Here is a 25,664-nt window from a genome sequence, read left to right on the forward strand (position 1 = left end):
AATAGCGAATTTGCCAGACACATCACGTAGTAATGCGTCTAAGCATGAGCCAGAATTATACTTTATGCGGATAAGTTAGATAGATGCAAAATTTAATTTTGATTTGAACTTAATTTTCCAATTAATTAAATATCGCATACAGCGGAGATCAAACTGGTCGCGAACCATACCTTGTTGTCCTCAGTGTCTGGTCATAAGCCGTCTGTGCGGATGGGCAGACGGTGGCGTGGCATGCGCGCTTTGCCATACACGGCGAAACTGACGGGGCGAGCCAAAACCTGCAGCCTCTGCGACGCGTTCTATAGGCCAATCGGTTTGACTCAATAACTGATCGGCCAGACCTAAGCGCAAGCCGCTCAAATACTCTTGTACCGAAATTTCGGCGTAGAGACTAAATAGTCTGCTCAGATGACGGGTACTGGTGCAGGCCAGTTCGGCTAACTGAGTCAAATCCCAGGGGTGGGCCGGATCTTTGATCAGCGCCTCCTGCACCTTATGCACCACAGGATGTACATGATTGCGATGCATTAACCATGGCGATAACTGAGTATCATTGCCGCTGCGACGCAGATACACCACCATGGCACGCGCCACCGCAATTGCGGTTTGTGGCGAGGTAATGCCACTAATCAGATGTAGTACCAAATCGACGCCTGCCGTGACCCCGGCACTGCTGCAGATATTCCCATCCTCGACAAAGATACGGTTTTCTTCGACCAGAATAGAGGCGTCGATAGCGGCCAGATCGGCGCAGTGACTATGATGTGTGGTGGCGCGCCGTCCGCGCAGCAATCCGGCATGGGCAGCGGTGAGCGCCCCCGAGCAGATGCAGACTAGCCTGTGCTGCGGCTGTATCGTATTTTTCAACCAGCTCAGGCTGCTTTTGTGGGCTGCGGCTGCATAGTCAAACTGCATGCCCACTAGCCCGGGCAAGACCACAATCGCATCGTCGGCCAATGTGTTAGGCAGCGCACTTAAGGGTCCTAGCGACAGACCGATAGAACAGCGGATCTCTGGCAAGGCGCAAATAAACTCCAGCTCAAATTCGACCTCAGTTTGATGGCGGTTGGCAAACAAAAATGCATCGGCCGGCCCTGCCAGATCCGACAGCATGGTCTCAGGTAATAAGAGAAAGTAGATACTTTGCTTGCGCATGACAGTTCCGCCCATAGTTAACTTTGATCCGCTTTTTCATAAACGCATGAGGACATTTAAGGACATCATAATTTGATATAAATACAATCTACCAAAGCCTAGCGATCCTGCGGCTCCAAACCATTTTGTCTGGCGACTAAGGCTGCGTGCTCGCTCGCATCCACAGGTTTGAATACACGACGCGTACCAGCACCATCCTTACCTAGAAAATTATCACCTTTCCAGTTGTGCGACGGTCGTATCGGGCGCGTCACGAAGCCGCCACCACAATTAGGGCAGACATTGAGCAAGACCTGCTCTACGCAAACGGCGCAAAATGTACATTCGTAACTGCATATTCGCGCTTCGCTTGAATTCGGTGGCAGAAGTTTATCGCAATGTTCGCAGCTTGGGCGTAGTTCAAGCATGTGAGACCTTTCGTGAGAGTGTTAAAGTAAAGATAGACGAGCTAGAGTTTAGCAGAGCGCTGGTCTGTCACAAGGCAGGAAGGCGACAGCTTACGGTCATATCTAGCCATACCTTGCCACACTTCGCCACACTTCGCCACACCTCACCAAATCTCGATAGGTGACGATGGATGCGAAGACAAGTAGATTGATTTTGAAATGGCAAGACAGTCTGAAGAAGCGCATGGAATATGCGCTCTGGGCTTATCTACTTTGAATGTTCAGCACAGCACCTACAGTCGAACAGCCCGAGGCAAGATCACTCTAAAACAACTGCCGCCGCCTTCACGCGCCAGGCATTGCACCTGACCGCCATGGCGCTGTGCGATTTGTCGGACCAGACTCAGGCCTAGCCCGACACCGCCATGGCTTTCGCTGGCACCAGGCACGCGATAAAAAGCCTCAAAAATACGCTCGCGTTGCTCCACGGGGATCCCGGCACCGCGATCGCAAACATCTACTTGCAGCTGTTGCGGGCTGATCAGCAGTAACACTTCGGGCGCCGCAGTGCCACCGTAACGCTGGGCATTTTCCAGCAGATTACGCAATAGCCTCCTGAGTAATTTCGGATCACCTTGCAATAACGCGGCCCCCTCACCAGCTCCGTACTGAGCCTGTATCGTTAACAAGGCATCCGTCAGTGCGCACTCTTCGGCCAGCAAACCAGTCAGATCGAGCTCTTCATCGGTATGCGGGTTCGCCATGTTCGCCTCAAGGCGGCTGCTCAATAATATCTCCTCTATCAGTTGATCCAACTCGTTGATATTGCGGCTCAACTCTAGTCGGATGGCAGGCGTAGCCTGCTCTTGCATCAACTCTACCGCCATGCGCAGACGCGTCAGCGGCGAGCGCAATTCGTGCGAGGCGTTCGCCAACAAGGATTTTTGCGCCGCCATCAACGCCTCGATACGCGCTGCCGATTGATTGAAACTCATCGCTAAATGCGCCACTTCGTCATCCCCTTCGACCGCCACCCGGGTCGCCAATGCTCCCTGCCCCAAGGCATAGACGCTATCTTGCAAATGCTCCAGCCGCTTGGTCAAACGTCGGACAATCGGGTAGGAGCCCAGCGCTAGCGCCAGTGCCACCAACAGCGCCAGTAGAACTTGTCCTAAAGTCGGAGCAAAAAAGACGCGGTTACTCTGCATGAGCAGCCAGCGTTGATCCGACAAGTGGCCGATCACGCTAAAAGGAAACCCAAAGAACCAGCCTTGTTTAACATTATCCGGAACGCGCGCTGGCGCATCGCTTTTTGTCGAGTTCAGCAAAGTTCCGTCTGGCGCATACAGCGAAAGATCGGAATCCATCCACGTCCCCCAACGTTTTAGCGTCACTAATTGGCGCTCCTTAGAAACGCCGGAGGCCGGCAAGACGTCGGTCGCTATCTGCGAAAAATGTTCCATATTCAGCTTGAAATAGCGCGGACTATTCAGCAGTATTTGCCAGATCAAGGCCATGAGGACGAAAGCGAGCACCAGACTGGCCAGCATCGCCAGATAGATACGCAGATAAAATTTCAGCGACCAGCGTGAGCACATTTTTTTTACCCGGTGTTTCATGGCGCTAAACATCCTGCAACTTCGCGAACACATAACCGGCACCACGCACCGTGATGATGCGACGCGCTTGTTTGGGATCATCCTCGATGGCAGCGCGCAGGCGAGCGATATGAACATCAATCGAGCGATCAAACGCATCCGGGGTCTCGCCCTTGAGTGCATCCATCAAATGCTCGCGCGACAGCACTCTGCCGGCACTTTCAGCCATCAACACCAGTAAATCGAATTGATAGGCAGTAAGACCGCGCTCTTGCCCATCCAGATACAGGCGGCGTGCATCCAGCCTAATTTCGAGCCGTCCAAAGCGCAATATCCTGGCCAGCTCAGGCTCGGTTTGCGGGCTGGTCTGGAGTTGCTGCTGACGCCGCAGCAAGGCGCGCAAACGCGCCAGGAGTTCACGCGGTTCAAACGGTTTTGCGACATAGTCATCAGCGCCCAACTCCAGGCCTATCACTTTATCCATAGAATCGCCCTTGGCAGTGAGCATCACGATAGGAATAGTCGCCATATTCCCAGTATGCGCACGGATCTGACGGCAGACATCAAGACCGAAGGCATCCGGCAACATCAAATCAAGCAGGAGCAAAGCAAAAGCCTGAGATGGATCCCGCAACAAAGCCAGGCCCTGGCCGGCACTCGTCACATGCACCACCTCAAAACCGTTTTGCTGTAGATAGGTCCGCAACATATCGGCCAGGCGCTGGTCGTCTTCAATGATTAACAGGCGAGGATGCATAGGTTTAGGTTCCGTGATGGTGATGGGGCATCGGTCTTAACAAGATCAAAACTACAATTGCAAAGTCTTGACCACTTTACTCTCCATTTTCTCACCCGCACCGGAAGAGCTGAGCCGACTTTCCCTACGCAATAGCAGTAAGCGATCGCCGTAGATACCGAAGATGCTGTCTTCATCGTATTTTTGCTCGAAGCTTACGACCACAAAGGCGCGCCCCGAGCCACTCTGCCGCAAATTACTGGCCAGTGGAGTGCCATCGGCAGCGATCCACAGATCGAGCGTGCTTTCCATTTTTTTGACATATTTACGCTCTCTTTCGGTCAAGCGATCCATAGTGAATTCAAAACTCAGCAGACGCGCTGGCTTGCCATTATAGGTGTCGAGCTTCTCCCCCTTAAAAATACCCTCATCGATCTGCCTTGATAAGCCAAGCACCGCCGCCACCATAGGGCGCAGTTCAGCCGTATTCAACTCACTCAAGGCAGTCACTGTGGGTGTCTTGGTCTTGGGATCCTTGCCTTTAGCACGAGCCTCAGTCTCAGCTCGCGTCAAGGTCTCTTTACTGTAAAAGACTTGCATGCCACGCGCTCCGTCTTCGACGCTCAGGCTGGCGTGCGCGCTGCTCTCTTCCAACTCCTTACCTTCGCCCAGGCGCCGGACGCTTTTCAGCTCTATCGTCGCCTTGAGTGGGCTTTGCCCTTGCAAGCGACTCAGTGCAGATTTCAGATCAGCCAAACCATCGGCGCGGGCCGGCCCCCAAAGCGTCAATAGCATCAGGCCTATCGGGAACATCATTAACTTGTTTAAGCAACGCATAGCTTGTCTTTCAGCACAAAAATTTTTGACAAAAAAAAAGAAAAATAAATTCAAGTCAGTACACAGGAAAAAACGTTCCGCCAGGAAGGATAGCCGCTCATTTTAACTTCAGCATAGGCAATAAAAACGGCAAGACGTTTTCCTTCATCCTAGCCTGCCCCTCCTCCTTAGGATGAATGCCGTCGGCCTGCATCCACTCTGAATGATCAGCCACCGCTTCGAGTAGAAAGGGCACCAGAGGTAGCTTATTTTTAGCCGCAACTTTAGGGAAAATCTCCTTGAATTGCTTACTATAGCGCGCCCCGTAACTACCCGGTATCTGCATCCCGACCAATAATACTCTGGCACCGGCCCCCTGAGCTGCATCTATCATCGCTTGCAGATTACTCTCTAGCAAAGTGAGAGGCTGGCCACGTAAGCCATCATTGCCGCCTAACTCCAAGACCACGATACCAGGCTGATAGTCGCGCAGCAGGGCTGGCAGGCGGTTGCGACCGCCACTACTGGTTTCACCGCTGACGCTGGCATTGAGCAAAGTCGCCGCATGCCTTACCTGTAACTCTTGCTGCATCAGGCGCGCCCAAGATTGCTCGGGTTTGATCCCGAATCCGGCGCTAAGGCTATCACCAAGCAGCAACACCTTGTGATTATTATCAGCGGCGAATAAGCTGGCACAAAAGAATATCGACAGGAAAACAAGGGCTAACTTTAACGTTTTCATACTATTAATTCACTCCTCGCAATACCAAACCAGGCGCACTTGTTACGACACTGCGACACGCTAAGCCACCTAAAATCCCGAGCAACAATGCGCTCATCAAAGGCGCCGCCAACCAGTAAACATAGTGGGCATGGAGCGAGGTTTTCAAGACTAGCACTTGCAGTCCAAAGAGAACAATCTCTGCTCCCAGAATAGCGACCACACCTGCCAGCAAACCTAATAAACTAAACTCCAACCAGACGCTGCCCACGATTAACTCACTGGGGCTACCCAGAGCGCGCAACAAGGCGCTCTCTTGTTTGCGACTATCGAGACTACTCATCACGGCAGAGCACAGCACCAGGCCCGCCGCCGCCAGCGTTAGCCACAAGACCAACATCACGCCATCGGTGACCTGCTTGATGATGCTCTGTAATTGTTCGATGAACCTATCTAACTGATACAACGCAATGCCAGGATGCGCCCTTAACAGACTCGTCAGAAAGCTCTTTTGCTGTGGTGGCAGATAAAATGCGGTGCTGTAGGTGGGCGACAAATGATTTAGGCTACCGGGCTCAAACAAATAGGCAAAAGTACGATTGACGACGCTTTCTTCATACTCGCGCAAACTGGCCACCTCGGCTTCGAGCTCAAAACCGGCGATAGAGAAACGCAAGTGATCCCCCACTTTTATCCCGATGTTTTTAGCTGTGGTGGCAGCTACCGAAACTCCCGGCAATTGTCCTTGCTTACGCTGCGCTCTCCACTGATCCCACCACTGCCCGGCAACTACATGGTTACCTTCGGCCAATACCGTACTCCAGCTAAAATCGTTTTCGTATTCCAGAGTGCGTGATTTTTTACGCATAGCTTCATCCGGAATTACACCTTTGACTGCACTGATGCGGCCGCGCACCACAGGATAAAATGGCTGAAGCTGAAGTTTTTGCTGTTCCAGCAAGGCTTGCACAGCGCTGACATCGGCGGCCGGAATATTTTCCAGAAAATGATTCGCTGCATCTTTAGGAAATTTGGCGCTCCACTCATCCATCATCGAAGTGCGCACTATGCTCAGGCTTAACAAAGACATGATGGCAATCGAAAATACGATAATCTGCATCACGCTGTTCCATTTACGCCTTTGTAAATTGGCAAAGGCAAGGCGACGATAACCGATCAGACTGGCAGAAAAATATTTACTCACACCTAACAGTAGCAAGGCCAGCGCGATAGAGAACAGCAGCACCGCGATCAAACCGGCGCAAACAATCAGCGCGAGCGTGACATCGCCACTAAACAGTAACAGCAGCAACACTACCGCGGCCAGTGCCAGCGCCGCCTGTAGCCACAATTGCGGCATATTCGGCGCCAACTCTTTGCGCAAGATCTTCAAGGGTGGCACCGTCGGTAAAAACCATAACGCAGGTAGAGCAAAGAAAATCAGGCACAACTGACCACTTAAAAAACTTAAAGCGTATGGCAAAGCACGCGCCTCAGTTAAACGGATTTTATAAATTTCCTGCAAACTGGCTGCCACCATTCTTTGTATCGCCTCACCAAAGACCAGACCCAGCAAAGAGGCGATGATGCCCAGTGCCAGCAACTGGCCAAAATACAAGGCGCGTACCCGGTTGGCGCTGACACCCAGACTTTTCATCAAGGCTACCTGATTGGTATGCCGCTGCGAAAACTGTTGCGCGGCAATGGCGATCGCGACACCTGCCAGCAAGACGGCCAGGATAGCGGTCAGCAGCAGGAAATTTTTACCGGTTTTTGCTACATTGCCCAAGCTTTCTTGCATGCTGGCCGCATCTTCTAAAGTCTGGTGCGGGCTCAACCGCGGCTTAAGTTTTTGAATGAAATTTGCCATCAGTACGCGGTTATCAGATGCCAGCAACCACTTATATTCAAGGCGACTGCCCGGCTGCACCAGTTTAGTCAAAGGCAAATCCTGAAGATTAATCAACAAATGCGGGGCAAAAGTGAACAACTCAGTCTCACGTATCAGCACTTGGCTAACTTTCAGGCGCAGTTCGCCTAACTCTATATACTGACCCAGCTGAATATTCAACAAAGATAACAAACGCGAATCTATCCAGGCCTCGCCGGCGGCAGGGACGCCTTTTGCTAGCTGAATATCTTGTGGCTGTAGTGCAAACGGCTGCTGACTGATTTCCAATTGTCCACGTAGGGGATAATGTTCAGCCACAGCCTTGACCGAAGCGAGCGCCATGTTGTCACCCGCATACAGCATGCTCTCGAATGCCACCGCCTGTGTATGCGCTATCCCATTGCGGTCGGCCTCGGCTTCCCAGCTGGCGGGGTGCGGCTGCGTACCGCTGAGCACGCTATCGGCCCCCAACAGACTGCTGCTTTGCGCCAGTAAAGTTAACTCCAGTCTATCGACAAATACCGCGATGCCGCTGAGCACTGCAACCGCCAGTATTAAAGAAACGCTCAGCAGCTTTAGCTCGCCACTGCGCCAGTTACGCAGCAATAATTTTAAGGCTAGCATCTGCCTCTCCTTTACTGGTTTGACTAGTTAAAGCGCAGACTAACTGCCCCGCTTCCAGCACAATCCGGCGCTGGCACAGTGCTGCCAGGCGCTCTTCGTGCGTGATGAAAATCAGAGTAGTGGCTAGCGCGCGATTGAGTTCAAACAGCAAATCGATAATCCGCGCGCCTGTGGTGCTATCGAGGTTACCGGTCGGTTCGTCTGCAAACAAAATGCGTGCCTGACTGGCAAAGGCACGCGCTATCGCCACCCTTTGCTGCTCGCCGCCAGATAACTGGGGCGGATAGTGACGCATGCGCGACTCCAGACCTACCCTTTGTAAAAATTCTGTGGCCAGTGTTTTGGCCTGGCGATTGCCGCGCAATTCCAGCGGTAACATCACGTTTTCTAGTGCCGTGAGGCCAGGCAACAGCTGAAACGACTGAAAGATGAATCCCACATTCTCAGCCCGGACCCGGGCGCGACCCTCTTCATCCAGCGCGGTCAGGCAGTGTCCGTTCAAAAATACCTCGCCGCTGCTTGGCACATCTAGCCCCGCCAAAATTCCCAGTAAGGTTGACTTACCCGAACCAGATGCGCCGGTAATGGCGATCGATTCGCTCGCCATCACTCGCATAGAGATAGGACGCAATATCGCTAATTCACCCTCTTGGGTGGCGACAGTTTTAGTAATGGCCTTGACTTCAACCATAGCAGTAATAGACATGCTAGCCTCATCTGTAAGTGTCGGTTTGAGTGTGCTGGGTATGCACACCCGACAGAATTAATCTGCATGTACTCACTGTAAAGATGGCGCGTTGCTAGGATATGTCGCCAGGGTAAAGTTTTGTAAAGTTCAAAATTTGGCGCGGCAGCTTACTCCCGCATAGTAGAAATGGGATATTTGCTTTTGCGGATGGCGGCCTCGATAGTGACAATGCAGGACAATGCAGGACAACGCAAGGGCCGATGGAACGAGTCAGGAAAATAATAAGCGCAGGTGAACTGCACGAGCGTGACAGCGTAAAGACGAAGCAAAAAAAATTGTCTGGGCAGAGACTACATCGTAAGTCCTACCAAGCGTTTTTGCGGAAAATTTCTCATCATAAAATCAGCTAAGGCATTGATTTATATGGAGCGGGTGAAGGGAATCGAACCCTCGTCGTAAGCTTGGGAAGCTTCTGCTCTACCATTGAGCTACACCCGCATCTAAAGAGCAGATATTTTACGCCTGATCGTCTATCCTTGGCAAATTACTGGCTTGATCAAGATCATAGTCAGTACTTCTCTTAGTTCATTTTTGAAAAATATCCAGCGCCCTTACTTACCGGCAGCCTCTTTGTCGTTGGCGAAAATTTGCCAACTCGCGAGGAACATGGCGGCAATCACCGGGCCGATCACAAAACCACTTAGCCCGAAAACAGAAAGACCACCGAGCGTTGACAGCAGCACCACATAATCGGGCATCTGGGTATCTTTACCAACTAAAATGGGGCGCAGGATATTATCAACCAAACCGATCACAAACACGCCAAACAAGATCATGCTAACGCCCTGCCATAATGCTCCAGTCGCTAGATAATACAGTGCAACTGGGCCCCAGATCAGGCCAGCGCCTATCGCCGGCAATAAAGACATGACAGCCATCAATACCGCCCACAACAATGCCCCCTGTATACCCAGGAACCAAAACATCAGACCACCCAGCGCGCCCTGAGCGGCAGCCACGCTGAGATTACCTTTAATCGTTGCGCGGATCACGGTCGCAAATTGGGCGAATAATTGTTGTTTGTCGGCATTGTCTAACGGTATCACCCGGCTTATTTTTGCCGCCAGTGCGACGCCATCGCGCAAAAAGAAAAATAACAAGTACAGCATAATCCCGAAGCTAATCATAAACTGTGCCGTAATTTGCCCCAGGTTGAGTAGTTTAGAGGCGATCAATTGGCTGGCGTGACTAGCCGCAGTCGAGAGCGTGCTTTTGAGCGTCGTCATGTCGTCGACACCAAAGCGTGACAACAGCTTCAACATCCAGCTAGGTAGTGCCGCCATGATTTGCTGAAAATAGATGCCAAAATCAATTTGACCGGAACGCAACTTGGCATAAAAAATCGTCCCCTCCTGCAACAGAGATGCGCCTATCAGTAATAGTGGAAGGAGCACTGCAACCAGTACCAGCAACAGGCTGGCCAGCACAGCCAGATTGCTGCGTAGAGGCATCAATCTGAGCAAACGACGTTGTAGAGGAGCGCACAAGATTGCCAGTACCAAAGCCCAGAAAATTGCCGAATAAAATGGCAACATGATGCGGCCGAAACCCAGGCTCACTGCGATAAGTAAGAATAAAAAAAACTGATGCTGCAGTGTGCGGTGATTCATGTTTTAGTCGATTCCCTTGTGAAAATTTCGCTCAATCCAGTGGTGCAGTCCGGTAGCGATTGACTTCTGCTGCTGTGATCACGCTACCCTGATTAGCCCAGGCATTACGTACATAAGATAAAACGATAGCCACTTCAGCGTCTGACAACACTGGTCCAAACGGCGGCATCCCATAGGGACGCGGATTGGCCTCGGTGGCAGGAGCAAAGCCGCCCGCCAAGATGATGCGCAAAGGATTGGCGACGTTTTGCATCTGGACAGCAGGATTGCCGGCCAAAGCAGGATAAATGCTGGCACCCCCGGCACCATTGACCCCATGGCAATCGGCACAATGGGTTTTATACAGACTGGCCCCCTGTTGCATGAGCATCGCCATCTGCTCTTTGCCAAGCGAGGGGGCTAGTAGCGCCTTATCCAGCATATCGGCAGCAGCGGTTTTCGATACAGGCAGGGCTTGCAGATAAGTGCCCATGGCGGCGATATCGGTCGCCGTTAAGTATTGCAGGCTGCCAGCCACCACCTCAGCCATAGGGCCCGACGCCACGGCCTGCTGCGAGACTCCCGTTTTTAACAAGGCTTGCAACTGAACCGGCTGCCAATGCAACAACCCGGCCTCTTCTTGCGCCAATAACGATGGCGCATACCAATTGACCATGGGCAGCGCACCGCCAGACAGATCGTGGGTTCCGCCATTGGCTCCCAGCACGTTACGGCTACTATGGCAGGCACTGCAATGGGCCAAGCCATTCACCAGATAGGCGCCACGATTCCATTCTGCAGTTTGCTGCGTATTATTCTGATACACGGCTGGACGAAAATACAGGGCGCGCCAAAATGCCAGCAAGATTCGCTGGCTGTAAGGGAAGCGCAAATCATGCGGCTGATTCTCTCTGGCGACCGGTTTAACGGTCTTGAAGTAAGCGAACAAGGCATCGCCATCGGTGCGTGTGATCTGACTGTAATTGGTAAACGGAAAAGCCGGATACAGCATGCGCCCATCCTTAGACTTACCATTGTGCAGCGCTTGCCAGAAGTCTTCGGCACTCCAGGCACCGATGCCATAGTTAACGTCCGCAGTAATATTGGGTGTCAGAAAATTGCCAAATTCAGACTGAATCAGACGACCACCGGCATAGGCGTCACCACCACGCATCGTATGGCAGCCCATGCAATTTCCGGCGCGCGCCAGATAGGCGCCGCGAGCAACTTGTCCGCTCGTATTTTCATCGCCTGCCGTCGTGCCAAGCAGCTTATCGTCCAATAAAAAATAACCGTAGCCAGCCAAGCCGACAAGCGCCAGCAGTATACCGACCAGCAAAGAATAAAGAATTCGTTTAATCGACATGTTGAGCTTTATTCAGTAACGCTGCCACAGGCAAGTGGCAATTTAAAATGAGGGATATCTTTTGCCGCTATCGCTTGCGGGTTAGCGGGCATATGTTGTGCCGCCAACCAGGCCGATACCGCGCCTATGTCTTGCGGCTGCAATTTCAACGAGATTTTCTGCATACAATCGGGTGCAGTAGCATGGCGGCTGGAGGTTTGCCAGGCACCCAACTGCGCCACAATATAGTCCCGCGGCAGACCAAGTAAGCCTGGAATAAAGGGCGCGATTCCTGTCATTTTTTCGCCATGACAAGATATGCAAGCTGGAATGTTTTTAGCTTTATCACCTTGCTGTACCAGAAGCCGGCCACGCTCTAGTATGGCTGGGCTCGCTTCACTGATTTGGGGTGCAGAGTACGGTGGATGCTGCGCCGAAAAATACTGTGCGATTTCTTTCAAATACGCATCAGACAAATTCGTTACCATATAAGTCATCAAAGGATAAGTGCGCTTAGCATCACGAAAATTGATCAACTGATTGTAGAGATAGCCCTCAGGCTTACCCGCAATACGCGGATAATAACCATCACTGGTAGCTCTACCGTCCTTACCATGACAGGATGTGCATGCCTTTAGCCTTTGCTCTAATGTGTCTGGCACGGTTTGGGCGCTGGCCAATATTGGCAAGCAGACGCAACATGTGCGCAGCAAGCTGGAAAAAAAAGCCAGCGGCCGCAAGCTCAGACGCAAACCATTCGAAAAACTAAAAGACAGATTCGTCATAAACAGCTAAATCAGTATGCAAAGGACGAAAGCATAACAGGCTATTGAAAAACGCAGTGCATCACGTTCCTCAATAGCCTGCCTAGCCTGCGATTATTTGCTACCATATCCTCAAACGGAGAAAGAATAATCCTCCGTTTGAGCATTTCACCCGTCTATAGCACCAGCAAACTTAGTAACCCAACTTAATAACCGAACTTAACAAGCAACTCCTACAAGCTTGCTCAATTACACCGCCAATAATTTGCGGTTGGCAGCACCCGGTAAAGTCTTCAGGGTTTTACCCGGCAACATGGTGTAGGTCTTGGATTTAACAGTGCTGACATAACGCCATTCGGCGCGTGTTTCAGTTGGCGTTGCAGTGACGATCATGAAACCACGATTTTTAGTCTCGGCATAAACCAGAGGCCCGATCAATTGCGCCAGACCAGCCGCCAACACCGCAGGATCTTCTTTAGGGAAAATATCTTCAAAACCAGGCGAAGTCACTGAGGTCACGCCAAACTCTACGCCTACCGCTGCGCCCTTCATATCAGCCAAATCACTCGCCCAAGTATTATGGGTGTCGCCAGCCAAGGCAATCAGATTTTTATCCAGGGCTTTAGCGGTACCGAACACGGTTTCACGCGCGACAGCGTAACCATCCCAGGCATCCAGATTATAAGGAATCGCCGGTTGCGCCAGGATCAGCTTCTCTTCGGCAGTCAAACTTGCCGGAGCAGCCTGCGCCTTGCCCACCAGAGTGATGTAATTGGCAAACGTGATTTGCTGCAAGACCAGAGGCGCGGGGATATTCATGCGCGCCATCAATACTTGCTGGCCCAGTATCTGCCAGGTCGCACTAGATTTACCCATCTGCGCTTGCAACCAGGCGGTCTGCTCGGCTCCCATCAACTGACGGGTAGGACTGGCCATGTCGGCGGTAAATTTTGCGGCGTCAAAAACACCACCAGCTCCCATGTAATTGGCGAAGGACAATTGTTTGTCACGCCCGATCAGACGGGTGTCCAACATGTGCAAAGACACCAGATTGCCGAAATCAAAGGAGCGGTAGATTCTGTCGTTCTTGGTAGCGTCTGGCAAGCGGATCGGCATCCATTCATTGTAGGCTTGCAGTGCAGCCGTGCGGCGCGCGCTAAACGGGCCTTCGGTGGCCGGATCATGGTTCTCCGCACCACCAGACCAGGCATCATTGGCAAACTCATGATCGTCCCAGATCGCGATCAAGGGCAATTTCGCATGCATGGCTTGCAGATCGGTATCGGTACGATAGGTCGCATAACGGCTGCGATAATCGGTCAAAGTAATAATTTCGGTCTTGGGATCGACCAGACGATTCAAAGCCGCCGCATCTTGCGAAGCATAGCCGTCGCGCGGATATTCGTAGATGTAATCACCCAGATGCAACACGGCATCAATGTCTGTCAGCTTTGCGACTTCGGCATACACATTGAAGTAACCGGCTGGATAATTAGAGCAAGTCAACACGGCCAGCTTCACTTGATCGAGCTTGCCCACTGGCAGGGTCTTGGTACGGCCAGTCGCAGAACGGGTACTGTTGTGTGCAAAGCGATAAAAATACACGTTATTAGGACTCAATCCAGTCACATCCACTTTGACCGTAAAGTCGCGCGCAGCATTCGTGAAAAAGCTACCGGTTTTGACGATTTTACTAAATTGCTCATCCGTCGCAACTTCCCATTGCACCGCGATATCCTTGCCATCCGTAGTGCCGGCAGGCGTCACGCGCGTCCACAGGATCACGCTGTCGCTCAATGGATCGCCGCTGACCACGCCGTGTAAAAAACTGACCGAAACAGCGTCATCGGAGCTGCCAGCGCCACAGGCACTCAGTGCCAATGAGCCTGTAACAGCTGCGGTAGTAAAAGTAAAATCGCGAATAAATTGACGACGGGAAGGTTTGATATTCATCTGGCTGATCCATGAGTGGCTAAGCGCAGAATGATAGGAAATGAATATTACTGGGGCGTGACGTGTTTTAGAGAGGGCGCTCTAATTAAATATTAATGGTAGATCTATACCCACGTATTTTCAAAAAGGGGACTTCTAAAAACCCGTTAATCGGGATGCAGCGCAAGGCGCAAACCGGAGCAATACGTCGGTATTGCGAGGATTTGCAACGCCGCGATGCGCCCGAGTATGGGGTTTTTAGAAGTTCCCAAAACCATGTACGCAACATCCACGCGGGCTGCAGGCCGAAATGCTGCCACGAGGCGCATAGATATTGCGCATACCGATTTGGAAAATTTTAAACGTTGGCCTTCACTAGAAATTCGACGCCGACTTCGCGCCAGCATTCGATTTCTTTTTGCAGCCAGAACGCCACGGTGGGATGTAGGCTAACCCAGTCCTGACGGATCTCAAGTTCAATTTTGCTCTTCATCTTCAGGCGAAAATCGGCATAATCAAGCTCTACCCTAGAGTGCATCAGCGTCACGGCTAAGCGCAGTGCCAGTACCGCCTTGGCAAAATCAAGATCAGAAAAACCATCGCTGATTTTTCTGAGATTACCTTTCTGGCTCAGAATCAGCTTGCTCATAGTGCGTTGCTCGCGCGTAGTAAAACCGGCCATATCGGCGTTCTCGACCATGTAGGCACCATGCTTGTGATAACTGGTATGCGAGACCACCATACCCACCTCGTGCATCAAGGCGCTCCAATACAGATGGCGGGTGTAAGCGTCTGAGCTGGGTTTGAGTTGCAGGTACAAAGAACGCACCATTTCGGCCACCCGATTGGCGCGCGACATATCGGCATGAAACAGACTGGCGACCGTGTGTACAGATTGCTCACGGCGATCGCGCTTCGTCGAACGTAGGTACATATCCCACATCACGCCCATGCGCAAGCCAGCTTCAATCGGATGCAAAACTTGGATATTGAATTCTTCCAACAGGCCTATCAGTATCGCTAAGCCACCAACCACCATCGCCACTCGCTCAGGCTTGATGCCATTCAGTTCTAGCGCACTGATATGACCGGTTTGCTCACAATAGCGACGCAGTGAATTCAGGTTTTTCAGGGTAATGCTACCATCGCCCAGGCCGTTTTTATGGATCGCATCAGAGATTGCACGCATTGTCCCCGATGAGCCATACGCGGTACGCCAGTGTTCCGGTTGATACGGAGGCGCGGCATCTTCGAACAAAGAGCGCGCCGACAGGATTGCAGCATCAAAGCCAGCCGCGCTAATTTGCCCATCTGGAAAGAAAATGGCGCTATGCTTGACCGTGCCTATCGCAAAAGACTCTACTTTGACGATCTCATGACCACGCCCCAAGATCACCTCGGTAGAGCCACCGCCTATATCGAGCACCAGTCGGCGTTCGCCCGGGATCGCAATCGAATTAGAAACGCCCATGTAAATCAGGCGACCTTCTTCCAATCCAGAGATTACTTCTATCGGATAGCCAATCGCAGCCTCGGCGGCAGGCAATAAAGCGCCGGCATTCTTGGCGATGCGCACCGTATTGGTGGCGACTACACGCACCGCAATGATGGGATAGGCGTTTAAAATTTCCCGAAAGCGCGCCAAACAATTCACTGCGCTCTGGATCGCGGCCGGGCTTAAATTACCGTCCGCATCCAGACCTGCAGCCAAGCGAATAGGATCGCGCGCACTTTTTACAACCTTGATCGCATCACCATCATGGTGGCCTATGTGCAAACGAAAACTATTAGAACCAAGATCTACGGCAGCAAACATAGCTAGACCTTCCTTTTCTGTAACCGATGAGGACTAAAGGGCGAATTGAAAATAAAGCTCAGCCAATAAAGATAAATCATATTAATCATTATTTATGACGCCCCAGTGACGCAAAGACAATTCGCACAAATTTACCACACTGAGGTTCAGGGAGTAAAAAACCGGCTGCTCAGGTTTTCCAAACCAGTACTCGTCAAGACTTGGTGCAAACGGTCGGCTGCGCGCTTAAGCGGCTGCGCCTTGTATTCGGCAATGATGAGTTCATTTTTCATAGAATGCTCCCATCCAACCAATTCGGTCACGCGCACCTGATAACCATGTGCCTCCAATTGCAAACAACGCAGCACATTGGTGATCTGACTGCCAAACTCCCGAGTATGTATCGGATGGCGCCACATTTCAGACAGAGGATTATTTTTGACCGCATCGCCTTTACCCTTGCGCAATTCGGCCGCCACTTCAGCCTGACAACAGGGAACCAGAACCATAAATTTTGCCTTCTTTTTCAAGGCAAATTCTATCGCATCGTCGGTCGCAATATTGCAGGCATGCAGCGCCGTGACGATATCAATTTGATCGGGCAAGGCGCTCGAGGAAGTCGAGTCAGCCACCGATAAATTAAGGAAGGACATGCCCGGAAAATCTAGTTTTTGCGCCAGTTCACGGGACTTCTGCACCAATTCATCGCGGGTTTCTATGCCGTAAATTCGCGAATCGCCACCATCATCGAGCGCCTTGAAAAACAGGTCGTACAGAATAAAGCCAAGATAGGATTTGCCTGCACCATGATCAACTACACTGACCGAGCCATGACTAGCGCGCACCTGCTGCAACAAGGGCTCGATGAATTGATACAAGTGATACACCTGCTTAAGCTTGCGTCGGCTATCCTGATTCATCTTGCCGTCACGCGTCAGGATATGCAGCTCTTTAAGTAACTCTAGCGACTGACCGGGACGAATTTCGTGTTTTTCCTGCGTCTGATTTTCTTGCACTGGTTTCACAGATGCCCGCTTGGCTTTGCTTTCTGGCGTATGTTTCATCGGGCATCCTTGGCTGAATAAAAAAATGGGGGGGGATCTGAGTGCGCCTACTAACTACGCGCAGCTTATCACTGAAAAAACAAAAAAGGACTCAGGTTTTCACCTGAGTCCTTCGTATTTGGTAGGCCGTGCGGGATTCGAACCTGCGACCAACGGATTAAAAGTCCGCTGCTCTACCAGCTGAGCTAACGACCCAAAGACTGCTTGTATTTGTACATAAATACCATCAGCATTTATGTACAAATGAAAAAGACTTAGATCTAGACCTAAGTCTTTCGAATTTCGTGGTAGGCCGTGCGGGATTCGAACCTGCGACCAACGGATTAAAAGTCCGCTGCTCTACCAGCTGAGCTAACGACCCGAAAGAACGAAATTATAGGGGGTTTAGCTCAGTCTGTCAATCGCCTGCCGGGTTTATTTTCCTGCAGCCAAACGCGCCTTAGCTGCTTGAGCCGCTTCTGTATCAGGGTAATGGGTAATGATAGCCTCTAGAGTTTTCTTATTTGCAGGCTTGTCTTTTAGCTCTAACTGGCAAGCGGCAATATTGAGCATGGCATCCGGCGTCTTTGGGTGATCAGGAAGCGTCTTCACCATAGGCTGCAAGGCTGTGATAGTGTTTTTGCAATCGCGTTGCGCGTAATACGAGTTGCCTAACCAATATTGGGCGGCACCGGCGTAGGCTGATTGCGGATAATTCACCACAAACGCTGAAAACGCCGCGCTTGCGCTCTTGTATTCAGCGGCCTTAAACAGGGCCATAGCCGCGTCGTAGGCGCGCTGTTCATTGACCTCTACGGTAGACTCCTTGCCGTCCACAGTCATCTTCTTAGGCTCTATCTTGCGCAACCTATTGTCCAGGTCCACATAAAAATCCTGCTGCCGGCGCTGTGCGTTTGACAAATCGTTGGTCAAGACTTCAATCTGACCGCGCAATTTAGCAATTTCACTGCGTAAAACTTCATTTTGATTGGCTAAATCGAGTGCACTGCTCTTGTCAGCTTTAGTATCGACTCTGGCATTCACCGCATCGATCTTGGCGCGGATATCGAGAATCGCTCTACGCGCCTCATCATCATCAAACAGGCCAGCCGATGCGACACCAGGAGCTAACATGGCGGCGACGGCGAGCGCAGCGGAAAATTTAGTTAAAAAGAGAAATTTCATGGCAGATTGAGCTTCAATTAGGTTGATGCAGGTCGAGAATAATATTGTTTAAAGGAGGGCCTGCATAATAGCATTCGGGCTTTGCAGACTAACGCCGCAAAGCCCGATCCGGATAGAAATCAATTCCTATCCACACAATTTGACACTGATAGTCGATTATTGATAAACGATATCAGCGCGGCGGTTTTCTGCCCAAGATGCCTCATCGCTACCAGTCGCCTTAGGTTTTTCTTTGCCCAAGGAAACGGCTTCTACTTGCGCTTCAGATACACTCAACAAAGCCAGAGCCTTACGTACGGCTTCTGCACGTTTTTGACCGAGAGCTAAGTTGTATTCACGGCCACCGCGTTCATCGGTGTTACCTTGAATTAAAATTTTACGGCCTTTATTTGCAGTCAAATATTTAGCGTGTGCTTCAACTAAAGACTTGAATTCATCCTTCACCACATAGCTATCATAGTCAAAATATACGCTACGCTTGGATAAGATACCTTTTGGATCATTCAGAGGATCAACTGAGGCGGTTTCAACTGGGCTAACAGTGCGCGTGTCAACTGGTGTCACCACTGTTTTTGTCGACTTGTCTTCTACCACAGGTTTGTCATCGAGTTTAACTGGTGTGCTGCAAGCAGTGATCAAGGCAATGCTGGAAATGATCAGGGCAAGACTAGTGTTTTTGAAATTCATTTATTTCTCCTATTTATTTACGACTGAAAACTACACGAACAAAAAAATCTTATTGACGGCTATTTCATGAACGGGCCCCAAGTCGGCTCCCGTATATCACCCGCTTGTACCGTCAGCTTTTGCTTCACTTTACCATCGACAGAAACCACCGCCAGCGAACCACGCCGCCCAGATTCTGTTGCATACATAATGTAACGACCATTGGGGGAAAAACTCGGTGATTCATCCTTAACGGTATCTGACATCCTTTGTTCCTGACCACTTGCCAGGTCCAGAGTATACAACTGAAATTTACCCTCACGACGTGAAATATACGCCAAAGTTTTGCCATCTGGTGAGATACGTGGAGTGATATTGTAAGTTCCTCCAAAAGTGACGCGTTTTGCCTCTCCGCCAGCGCTAGACATACGGTAAATTTGTGGCCCGCCACTGCGGTCGCTTAAAAAATAAATGGACTGTCCATCAGCGGAAAACTGAGGCTCAGTATCTATCCCACTAGAACTAGTCAATCTTTGCAGACCACTACCGTTAGCATTCACGGTGTAAATTTGAGTCAAACCATCACGCGACAAAGATACCGCCAACTTACTGCCGTCGGGTGCCCAAGCGGGTGCAGAATTGCTGCCTTTATAGTTGGCAATCACGGTGCGCTCACGGGTAATTAAGTTTTGCACGTAGACTACAGGTTTTTTCGCCTCAAATGACACATACGCGACTTTAGTGCCGTCGGGTGACCAGGCTGGCGAAATTATGGGTTCATTTGAGCGTAATGCAACTTGCACGCCTTCTCCGTCGGCATCGGCAATCTCCAGACGGTATTGATTGCCGGCCTTGGTAACATAGGCGACGCGAGTAGCGAAGGCACCGCGCACACCGATTAATTTTTCATAAATATCGTCGGAAATTCTATGTGCAGTCAATCTGATGTTTTCGGGCGTACTCGCCAAAGCAAAACCAGATAAGGTGGACGATTTGATGGTATCGAGCAATTTATAACGCACATCAAAGCGCCCATCGCTGAGTCTTTGTACGCTACCCACTACCAAGGCTTCTGCGCCACGTGATTTCAAATCACCGAAATTCACTGAGGTAGTTTCAGAAATGACTCCCACCCCGTCTATCAACTTAAAATAACCGCTACGCGTTAAATCATCTTTAATGATGGCACTGAGCTGCTGATTCGCCAGGCCCTCATCCGAAAAATTGGCTACCGCAATAGGTATTTGGGTGGAGCCTACGCCCGAAACTTCCACTCGTAATTGCGCTTGTGCCGCAGTAGCAATCACTAGGAGGCTTAACACCAGGGTTTTCAACAATAGTTTCATTAATTTACTCTTTCATGCGATGTACATACACAATACTTGCAGGCACCTCGCCGGATTTATCGCGCGGAAATGGCAGGGATTTTTCTATCGCTTTCTCTACAGCATCATCAAAGGCAGGTACGCCAGAGGGCTTCAATTTACGAATAGCCCCGCGTAGCGATCCGTCCGGCAACAGGTCAATCCGGTATTCTACTGTAGGATTATTATTCGAATTGTCATTCGTATTAAATACTGTGTTAGAGCGCACCTTAGCCGCAATACGTGCCGCGTAGCTAGGGTCGCCACGATTATTGCCAGTTGACTTGGCAGCATCGCCACTGCCGCCACTACCACTGGTGCCAGCCTGCCCTGTCAATCTACGCATATTTTCTTCATATGCTTTATCGCGCGAAGCTTGATCTTTGTTCTTTTGCTTGGCCAGTTCCGCCAACTTTTTCTTCTCAGCCTCATCCAAGCTGAGTTTCTCTGCTGCTTTTTCCAATTTTTTCTTTTGTTCCGCCAGCTTTTCTTTCTCCAGCTTTAAAGCCTTTTCCTGCTCTAACTTTAACTCTTGCTCTTGCTTTTGCTTTTGCTTTTGCTTTTCTATGAGCTTGCGCTTTTTTTCCTGTGCCAAAGCAATTTCCGGGTCTTCAAGGGGCTCTTCTTTTGGTACAATTTTTTCTGGTTTTGGGACGTTTTGCTCGGGCTCAATACGTGCTTCGATCACCGGCAAAGGCGCGGCCTCGCGTGTCGTCATATCCCACACCTCTGCCTCGACTGCAGTCGATTCCTTGTTTTGCCACTGTACGCCGACCCAAAGAAATACGATCAACAGCACGTGTACCAACGCGGCCAGAGAGATTGACTGCCATTGCACGGGACGCTGCCCTAACATCGGGGACATAGCAGTTGAAGAAGAATCCGTCATGTTGTTCTTAGAGTTACCCACATTCACTTAGTTCCATTTAGTTTCGTCTTTTACGCAGAAAAGTACGTCAAAGCAATTTCATTACTTACTATTTTAATTGGCTGCCACGTTTATATTTCAAGTTCAGAAATTATATGTCGATACACTTTTTTTAATGAAAAGAGAAAGTGTAATACGCGTCGACCGATGCATCTGTACCGGAGCGGGCTATTACGCTGATACGTCGCGTCAATTGCCAGCTTAGTTTGACAGCACCGCTGGCGTCTGACAAACCACGCTCCACCGACAACACCAGACCTGGTAATAGTCGTTTGCCGACACTGACGACCTGATCGCCAGACGATGAGCCTACCGAGGTAGATCCAGCCACCGTCTGAGCCGGCAATTTTGAGCCGCCACCAACATCGGCAGCGCCAATAGAAAACTCATCAAACCCTATCCCCTGGACGATTTCACGCGGCACATTTCGGGTCCCATCTCCGCCAAAAATTGTGCTGGCAGCGGACATGAGCAAACTCGCGTCACTGCCACCCAGTTGATTCGATCCGCGCCCCAGCACTAGCCAAGACAGTTTTTCCGCATCCGGCACCACCGGCTCGGACACCAACCGCACTTGCGGTGACGAAACCGTGCCGACCACTTCGACTCCGGCCTCGACTTCAAGCCCAGTTCTTAAAGCGCGAATATTTAGGCCAGGATTGCTGGGAGAACCCTGAAAATTCAAAATTCCTCGCTCTATATCCAATTGCTGGCCATATCCCTCGTAGACGCCGCCCACCGTTCGTATCGAGCCAGTCGCTTGTAGCGGCGATCCGTCGGTGCTGCGCAAGCGTATACTGCCTGCCAGAGCAGTATCTAAGCCGCTACCGGTAAACACAAAGCGCTCCCCCATATCAAAGTTAACGTCAACCCGCGTCTTAATACCTTTTTTCTCGTCGCCAGCAGTATCTGCCTGTACTTTGCTAGCCGCGCCACGTTTGACAATAACATCACTGGAAAGACTGGGCGGCGGCGACTTAGGCAGCTTGAAGTAGGCACCATCGGTAGTAATTTTACCGACCAAGGCCCAGATATCGCTCGCTTGATGAATGCTGACGTCACCACTAACTACCATCCAACGATCTTTACGCTGCAATACCGGAAACTTCTGAAAATTTGCTTCAATACTCCCGATTTGCTTACTCCAGTCTATCTCCCCGGCGGCATTAAATTCGCCTTTTTGCCCTATCCATTTGGACTCCCGAAACTTCGCATGCTGCGGCATAATGCTAATCTTATTGCTAAATTGCAGTTGCTTAAGTTTCAGATGCTTTTCATCTAGTTGTGCACTGAGTATGCCATTTGGCAACAGTAGGCCTTCCGATGCGAAAGCCACTTCCAGATCACGTCCTTCTATCTGAGCCTGATACTTGGGAGCTGAAAGAATACCCGCTAAGTTTGCATCCACTAGCAATTTCCCTTTGAGTGCGAGTCCGGGATTTAGCCAAGGCCCCAGCCATTGCAGGTCAGGCACGTCGGCACTTAGCTTCCCCTCAAGGCTGGCATTGGAGGCAAGTGTCCATCGCTCGCCCTTCTTGCTTACTTGAGAACTCGCGTTCAAGTGCCATTTCCCCAAACGTCCTCCGGAACCTTCTAACTGCAAGGAGATACGTTCAGCATCAGTACCAGCAATCAATCCACCCAGCGCCAGTCTGAGTTGCAGCTCTTTCATTTCCATAGGCAAAGGCTTGCCAGTTCCATCGACATCTCTGACGCGCACATCGCCACTTTGTCTTTGCAGATAAAGTTCGCCTCGTATATTCTCTTTTAATTGAAGATCCCAGCTAACGCCAACTTGCAAATCACCATCGACGGCCGACTGAGGTTTAAGTAAGTTGACCAGTTCCAGCACTTTGAGATGATCGATTTTTCCGCGCGTCTTGATATTGCCTGGCATCCATTCAAACTGTTCCAACACCAAATTTCCCAATCCGCCATCAAATTGTGCAGGTCCTAACTTGACAAGTTGCGCTCCGGCCTCGAGCTTCATCGGTGTTGACAACTGCAGATCTGGATGGCCGCTGATACTCAAGTGTTCAAGTTGGCCTGTCCATTGCGGCTGTTTGTTCTGATCAACCTTCACGCCACCACTTGCATTTAATTGCAACTGACGCGCCGCATTGAAACGCAGATTCCCAACAATTTGGTGCGCATCGCGCTGCCCTTTGATTGTCAGCACAGCTTGCTCCGCCATTAGATGCATTTTTTCTGATTTTTTATGTTCGTCCAATTTCGTTGAGGAAGCGCCATTCAGCGCTGAAGGTGCATCGCCGGCGAAGGCCTTCGTTCGAATCTCCTGCACCTGTAGCTTCGCGCTGATGCCACCCTTCATAGGGCTTTCCAGATCGATATCCGCACTCAATTTTGCCAGATGCACTTGTTTTTCTATTCCCAATCCTTGCGCAGTGAGTTGTAATTTCCCAGAAGGCTCGGATAATTTTCCATGTAGTTGTGCCTGCGCTTGCGCACTTCCGGTCAGGCGAATACCTAACAAGCTAGACAAGGCGGGCAGATCGGGGGCATCAAGTGTCAATTGCAAACCGTCCTTACCACTGCCCCATATTCCCTGTCCGCTAATGCTATTTTTACCCCAATGCAAATCCATTTTCGGCACTTCTAAGGCCGCACTTTCCAATAAGTTTAGCTGCATCAAGCCGGACAAAGACTGCCCTGCGTAGCTCCCCTGCAAACGTGGCAACTGCAGCTGCAAGGACAGTTTTGGCTGCAACTGGCCGCGTACAGTCAGATCGGCATCAATATTTCCAGCTGGGCCAGCGATCCAACGTGCGGGATCAAAACGCCGCAATTCACCCTGAAAATTAAAACTTTGCGTATTCGCAAAACTAATTTCGCCTTGCCCTCGCATTTGCGAATTAGCGGAAACAAGTTCAAATTTTTCCAGTTTCAGTATGCCAGCAACTCCGTTCAACTGATAGTTGGCTTCTGCTGTCAAACTGGCACGCGGCTCACTTAATCGGGTTTGTACCGTCAGTATGGTATTGCGTTGGTCGGCGCTACGAGTTTGAGCCTGCACAGTTCCGGATATATTGCTTGCCTGAATATGCTTGTCTATCTGTGCCAGATTAATCCCAGACACATCAAAACGCGACTCTATCAAAGGAAAACCGGTCGCAGTTAGTTGTATGCGTGCATTCCCGCTCACTTTGCCATTGCCAGGCAGTTTTAGCTGCGTTCCTTTGAGTTCTATCAAATCCTGGGCCCAATGCAGATCTGAATCGAATGACAGCAAAGGCAAGCCTTGCTGATCGATCCTGGCCGGCTGAGTATTTTCGATTTCTATATGACCACTCAAAATTTCAGGCGTGATCACCACGGCCGACTTTGCTACTGTAGCTTGTTTAATTTGTTGAGCCGACAGATTTGCGCGTATATGTAAATTTGCCCGGGGTGCAGAAGCTGAAAAATCAGCCGGATTCAAACCCGTTATATCTGCATGCAAAGAGCGTAATGGCTGAATGGAAAATGGGGCGAGCACAGTATCGAATCCACCTTGTAAAACGCCCGCATTGATCGTGGTCGTTTGCTGTAGATTTTGATCGGCAATCGCCTTAGCTTGTAGAGATAACTCTAGCAGTGAACCTTGCACGTTACCCTGTATCCCCAAATTGGGGATCACTGGATTTAATTGACCTTGATATTTAAATTCACCTTTTACACTAAAAGGCTTACTCGTCCCGATTACACTTTGCAATTGCAAAACGCCCCAAGGGGACGTCACAGCACCCGCGATTTGATGCTGGAGGTGCGTGGTATTGAGGCTCACTGTGATAGCAGTCAATTTCACGATCGCGTGCTCACTGCCATCTGGCTGCAAATTGGCGATGAATAAACTACCTATCGCAGCGCTCTTAACATGTATCGCCAGTGGCAATTGCAAACTGCCTGGCAATTGCGCTGGTTTAGGATCAGGCGCATTGGCTAATTTAAGCGACGACACTTCCAATGTATCCAAGACTAGCTGTCTATGCAGTAAAGCCCAAGGATTCCACACCAGCTTAATGCCACTGGCAAGTAGCTTAGTATCTTTGCTGCGAAAAGCAATTTCATCAACTTGCAACTGCTGTGCCAGGCTACCTCTGACACCGGAAATTTTTAATGTACCACCACTGGCATGCTGCGCCAACTCCAGCAATTTCCCGGTGCCAGTTTCGGTTCCGCATAGTCCTACTACCATCAATATCAGCGCGCCAATAAGCAAAGCCAACAACAATGCGAGTCTAAATAAATAGCGTGAAACGCGTGATAAAAAACCCTGACGACTAGCATCCCCGCTTTGTTCCGGCGTATTAGCCTGCGCTTCGGCATCGGGCGCATTTTTTTCGCGCTGTTCGGGACCGGGTTGCTCGTTACTCATGCT

At 50.5% G+C, this 25,664-nt stretch carries 19 protein-coding genes and 3 tRNA genes; all 22 read right to left on the bottom strand.

Annotated features, from left to right (window positions below):
* Positions 1-180: 180 nt before the first annotated feature.
* The 22 genes from ACO0K8_RS18335 to ACO0K8_RS18440 all read right to left on the bottom strand — a co-directional run bounded on the left by ACO0K8_RS18335 (position 181) and on the right by ACO0K8_RS18440 (position 25,661).
* Positions 181-1,155, bottom strand: a complete 975-nt coding sequence (locus ACO0K8_RS18335) for a GlxA family transcriptional regulator (protein ID WP_422948093.1) — start codon at positions 1,153-1,155, stop codon at positions 181-183.
* Between the two features lie 98 nt (positions 1,156-1,253).
* On the bottom strand, positions 1,254-1,562 hold the full coding sequence (locus ACO0K8_RS18340; protein ID WP_422948094.1) for a DUF1272 domain-containing protein: 309 nt from the start codon (positions 1,560-1,562) through the stop codon (positions 1,254-1,256).
* Positions 1,563-1,834: 272 nt separating this feature from the next.
* The gene (locus ACO0K8_RS18345; protein WP_422948095.1) at positions 1,835-3,160 is read right to left on the bottom strand and encodes a sensor histidine kinase; all 1,326 of its coding nucleotides are present in this window, start codon (positions 3,158-3,160) and stop codon (positions 1,835-1,837) included.
* A gap of 4 nt (positions 3,161-3,164) precedes the next feature.
* Positions 3,165-3,896 carry a response regulator gene (locus ACO0K8_RS18350; protein ID WP_422948096.1) on the bottom strand — a complete coding sequence of 244 codons (732 nt, stop codon included), beginning with the start codon at positions 3,894-3,896 and terminating at the stop codon, positions 3,165-3,167.
* Positions 3,897-3,947: 51 nt separating this feature from the next.
* Positions 3,948-4,712, bottom strand: coding sequence for a hypothetical protein (locus ACO0K8_RS18355; RefSeq protein WP_422948097.1), 765 nt, complete (start codon positions 4,710-4,712; stop codon positions 3,948-3,950).
* A gap of 97 nt (positions 4,713-4,809) precedes the next feature.
* Positions 4,810-5,433 carry an arylesterase gene (locus ACO0K8_RS18360; protein ID WP_422948098.1) on the bottom strand — a complete coding sequence of 208 codons (624 nt, stop codon included), beginning with the start codon at positions 5,431-5,433 and terminating at the stop codon, positions 4,810-4,812.
* Between the two features lie 4 nt (positions 5,434-5,437).
* Positions 5,438-7,927: an ABC transporter permease gene (locus ACO0K8_RS18365; RefSeq protein WP_422948099.1), complete on the bottom strand. Its 2,490-nt coding sequence runs from the start codon at positions 7,925-7,927 to the stop codon at positions 5,438-5,440.
* Positions 7,899-8,633, bottom strand: a complete 735-nt coding sequence (locus ACO0K8_RS18370; RefSeq protein WP_422948100.1) for an ABC transporter ATP-binding protein — start codon at positions 8,631-8,633, stop codon at positions 7,899-7,901. Before ACO0K8_RS18370 ends, ACO0K8_RS18365 begins: the two co-directional genes overlap by 29 nt.
* Positions 8,634-9,039: 406 nt before the next feature.
* A tRNA-Gly gene (locus ACO0K8_RS18375) sits at positions 9,040-9,113 on the bottom strand.
* Positions 9,114-9,226: 113 nt separating this feature from the next.
* Positions 9,227-10,285 (bottom strand): AI-2E family transporter, encoded by a 1,059-nt coding sequence (locus tag ACO0K8_RS18380; RefSeq protein ID WP_422948101.1) that lies wholly within the window; start codon positions 10,283-10,285, stop codon positions 9,227-9,229.
* Between the two features lie 31 nt (positions 10,286-10,316).
* Positions 10,317-11,630 carry a c-type cytochrome gene (locus ACO0K8_RS18385; protein WP_422948102.1) on the bottom strand — a complete coding sequence of 438 codons (1,314 nt, stop codon included), beginning with the start codon at positions 11,628-11,630 and terminating at the stop codon, positions 10,317-10,319.
* Positions 11,631-11,638: 8 nt separating this feature from the next.
* Positions 11,639-12,394 carry a c-type cytochrome gene (locus tag ACO0K8_RS18390; RefSeq protein ID WP_422948103.1) on the bottom strand — a complete coding sequence of 252 codons (756 nt, stop codon included), beginning with the start codon at positions 12,392-12,394 and terminating at the stop codon, positions 11,639-11,641.
* A gap of 228 nt (positions 12,395-12,622) precedes the next feature.
* Positions 12,623-14,326 carry an alkaline phosphatase D family protein gene (locus ACO0K8_RS18395; RefSeq protein WP_422948104.1) on the bottom strand — a complete coding sequence of 568 codons (1,704 nt, stop codon included), beginning with the start codon at positions 14,324-14,326 and terminating at the stop codon, positions 12,623-12,625.
* Between the two features lie 337 nt (positions 14,327-14,663).
* The gene (locus tag ACO0K8_RS18400; RefSeq protein WP_422948105.1) at positions 14,664-16,121 is read right to left on the bottom strand and encodes a Ppx/GppA family phosphatase; all 1,458 of its coding nucleotides are present in this window, start codon (positions 16,119-16,121) and stop codon (positions 14,664-14,666) included.
* Positions 16,122-16,267: 146 nt separating this feature from the next.
* A complete protein-coding gene (locus tag ACO0K8_RS18405; RefSeq protein ID WP_422948106.1) occupies positions 16,268-17,164 on the bottom strand; it encodes a class I SAM-dependent methyltransferase in 897 nt (298 codons plus the stop codon).
* Between the two features lie 119 nt (positions 17,165-17,283).
* Positions 17,284-17,359 (bottom strand) — tRNA-Lys (locus tag ACO0K8_RS18410).
* A gap of 90 nt (positions 17,360-17,449) precedes the next feature.
* Positions 17,450-17,525: transfer RNA gene (locus ACO0K8_RS18415), tRNA-Lys, on the bottom strand.
* A 53-nt stretch (positions 17,526-17,578) separates the two neighbouring features.
* Positions 17,579-18,328 carry a tol-pal system protein YbgF gene (gene ybgF, locus ACO0K8_RS18420; protein ID WP_422948107.1) on the bottom strand — a complete coding sequence of 250 codons (750 nt, stop codon included), beginning with the start codon at positions 18,326-18,328 and terminating at the stop codon, positions 17,579-17,581.
* A 156-nt stretch (positions 18,329-18,484) separates the two neighbouring features.
* On the bottom strand, positions 18,485-19,015 hold the full coding sequence (gene pal / locus ACO0K8_RS18425; protein ID WP_422948108.1) for a peptidoglycan-associated lipoprotein Pal: 531 nt from the start codon (positions 19,013-19,015) through the stop codon (positions 18,485-18,487).
* Between the two features lie 59 nt (positions 19,016-19,074).
* Positions 19,075-20,340, bottom strand: coding sequence for a Tol-Pal system beta propeller repeat protein TolB (tolB, locus tag ACO0K8_RS18430; RefSeq protein ID WP_422948109.1), 1,266 nt, complete (start codon positions 20,338-20,340; stop codon positions 19,075-19,077).
* Between the two features lie 4 nt (positions 20,341-20,344).
* Positions 20,345-21,247 (bottom strand): energy transducer TonB, encoded by a 903-nt coding sequence (locus ACO0K8_RS18435; RefSeq protein WP_422948110.1) that lies wholly within the window; start codon positions 21,245-21,247, stop codon positions 20,345-20,347.
* A 151-nt stretch (positions 21,248-21,398) separates the two neighbouring features.
* Complete coding sequence (locus tag ACO0K8_RS18440) at positions 21,399-25,661, bottom strand: translocation/assembly module TamB domain-containing protein (RefSeq protein WP_422948111.1); 4,263 nt, start codon at positions 25,659-25,661, stop codon at positions 21,399-21,401.
* Positions 25,662-25,664 lie beyond the last annotated feature (3 nt).

The organism is Undibacterium sp. Ren11W, from assembly GCF_049340485.1.
In the GTDB taxonomy this organism is placed as follows: domain Bacteria; phylum Pseudomonadota; class Gammaproteobacteria; order Burkholderiales; family Burkholderiaceae_D; genus Undibacterium.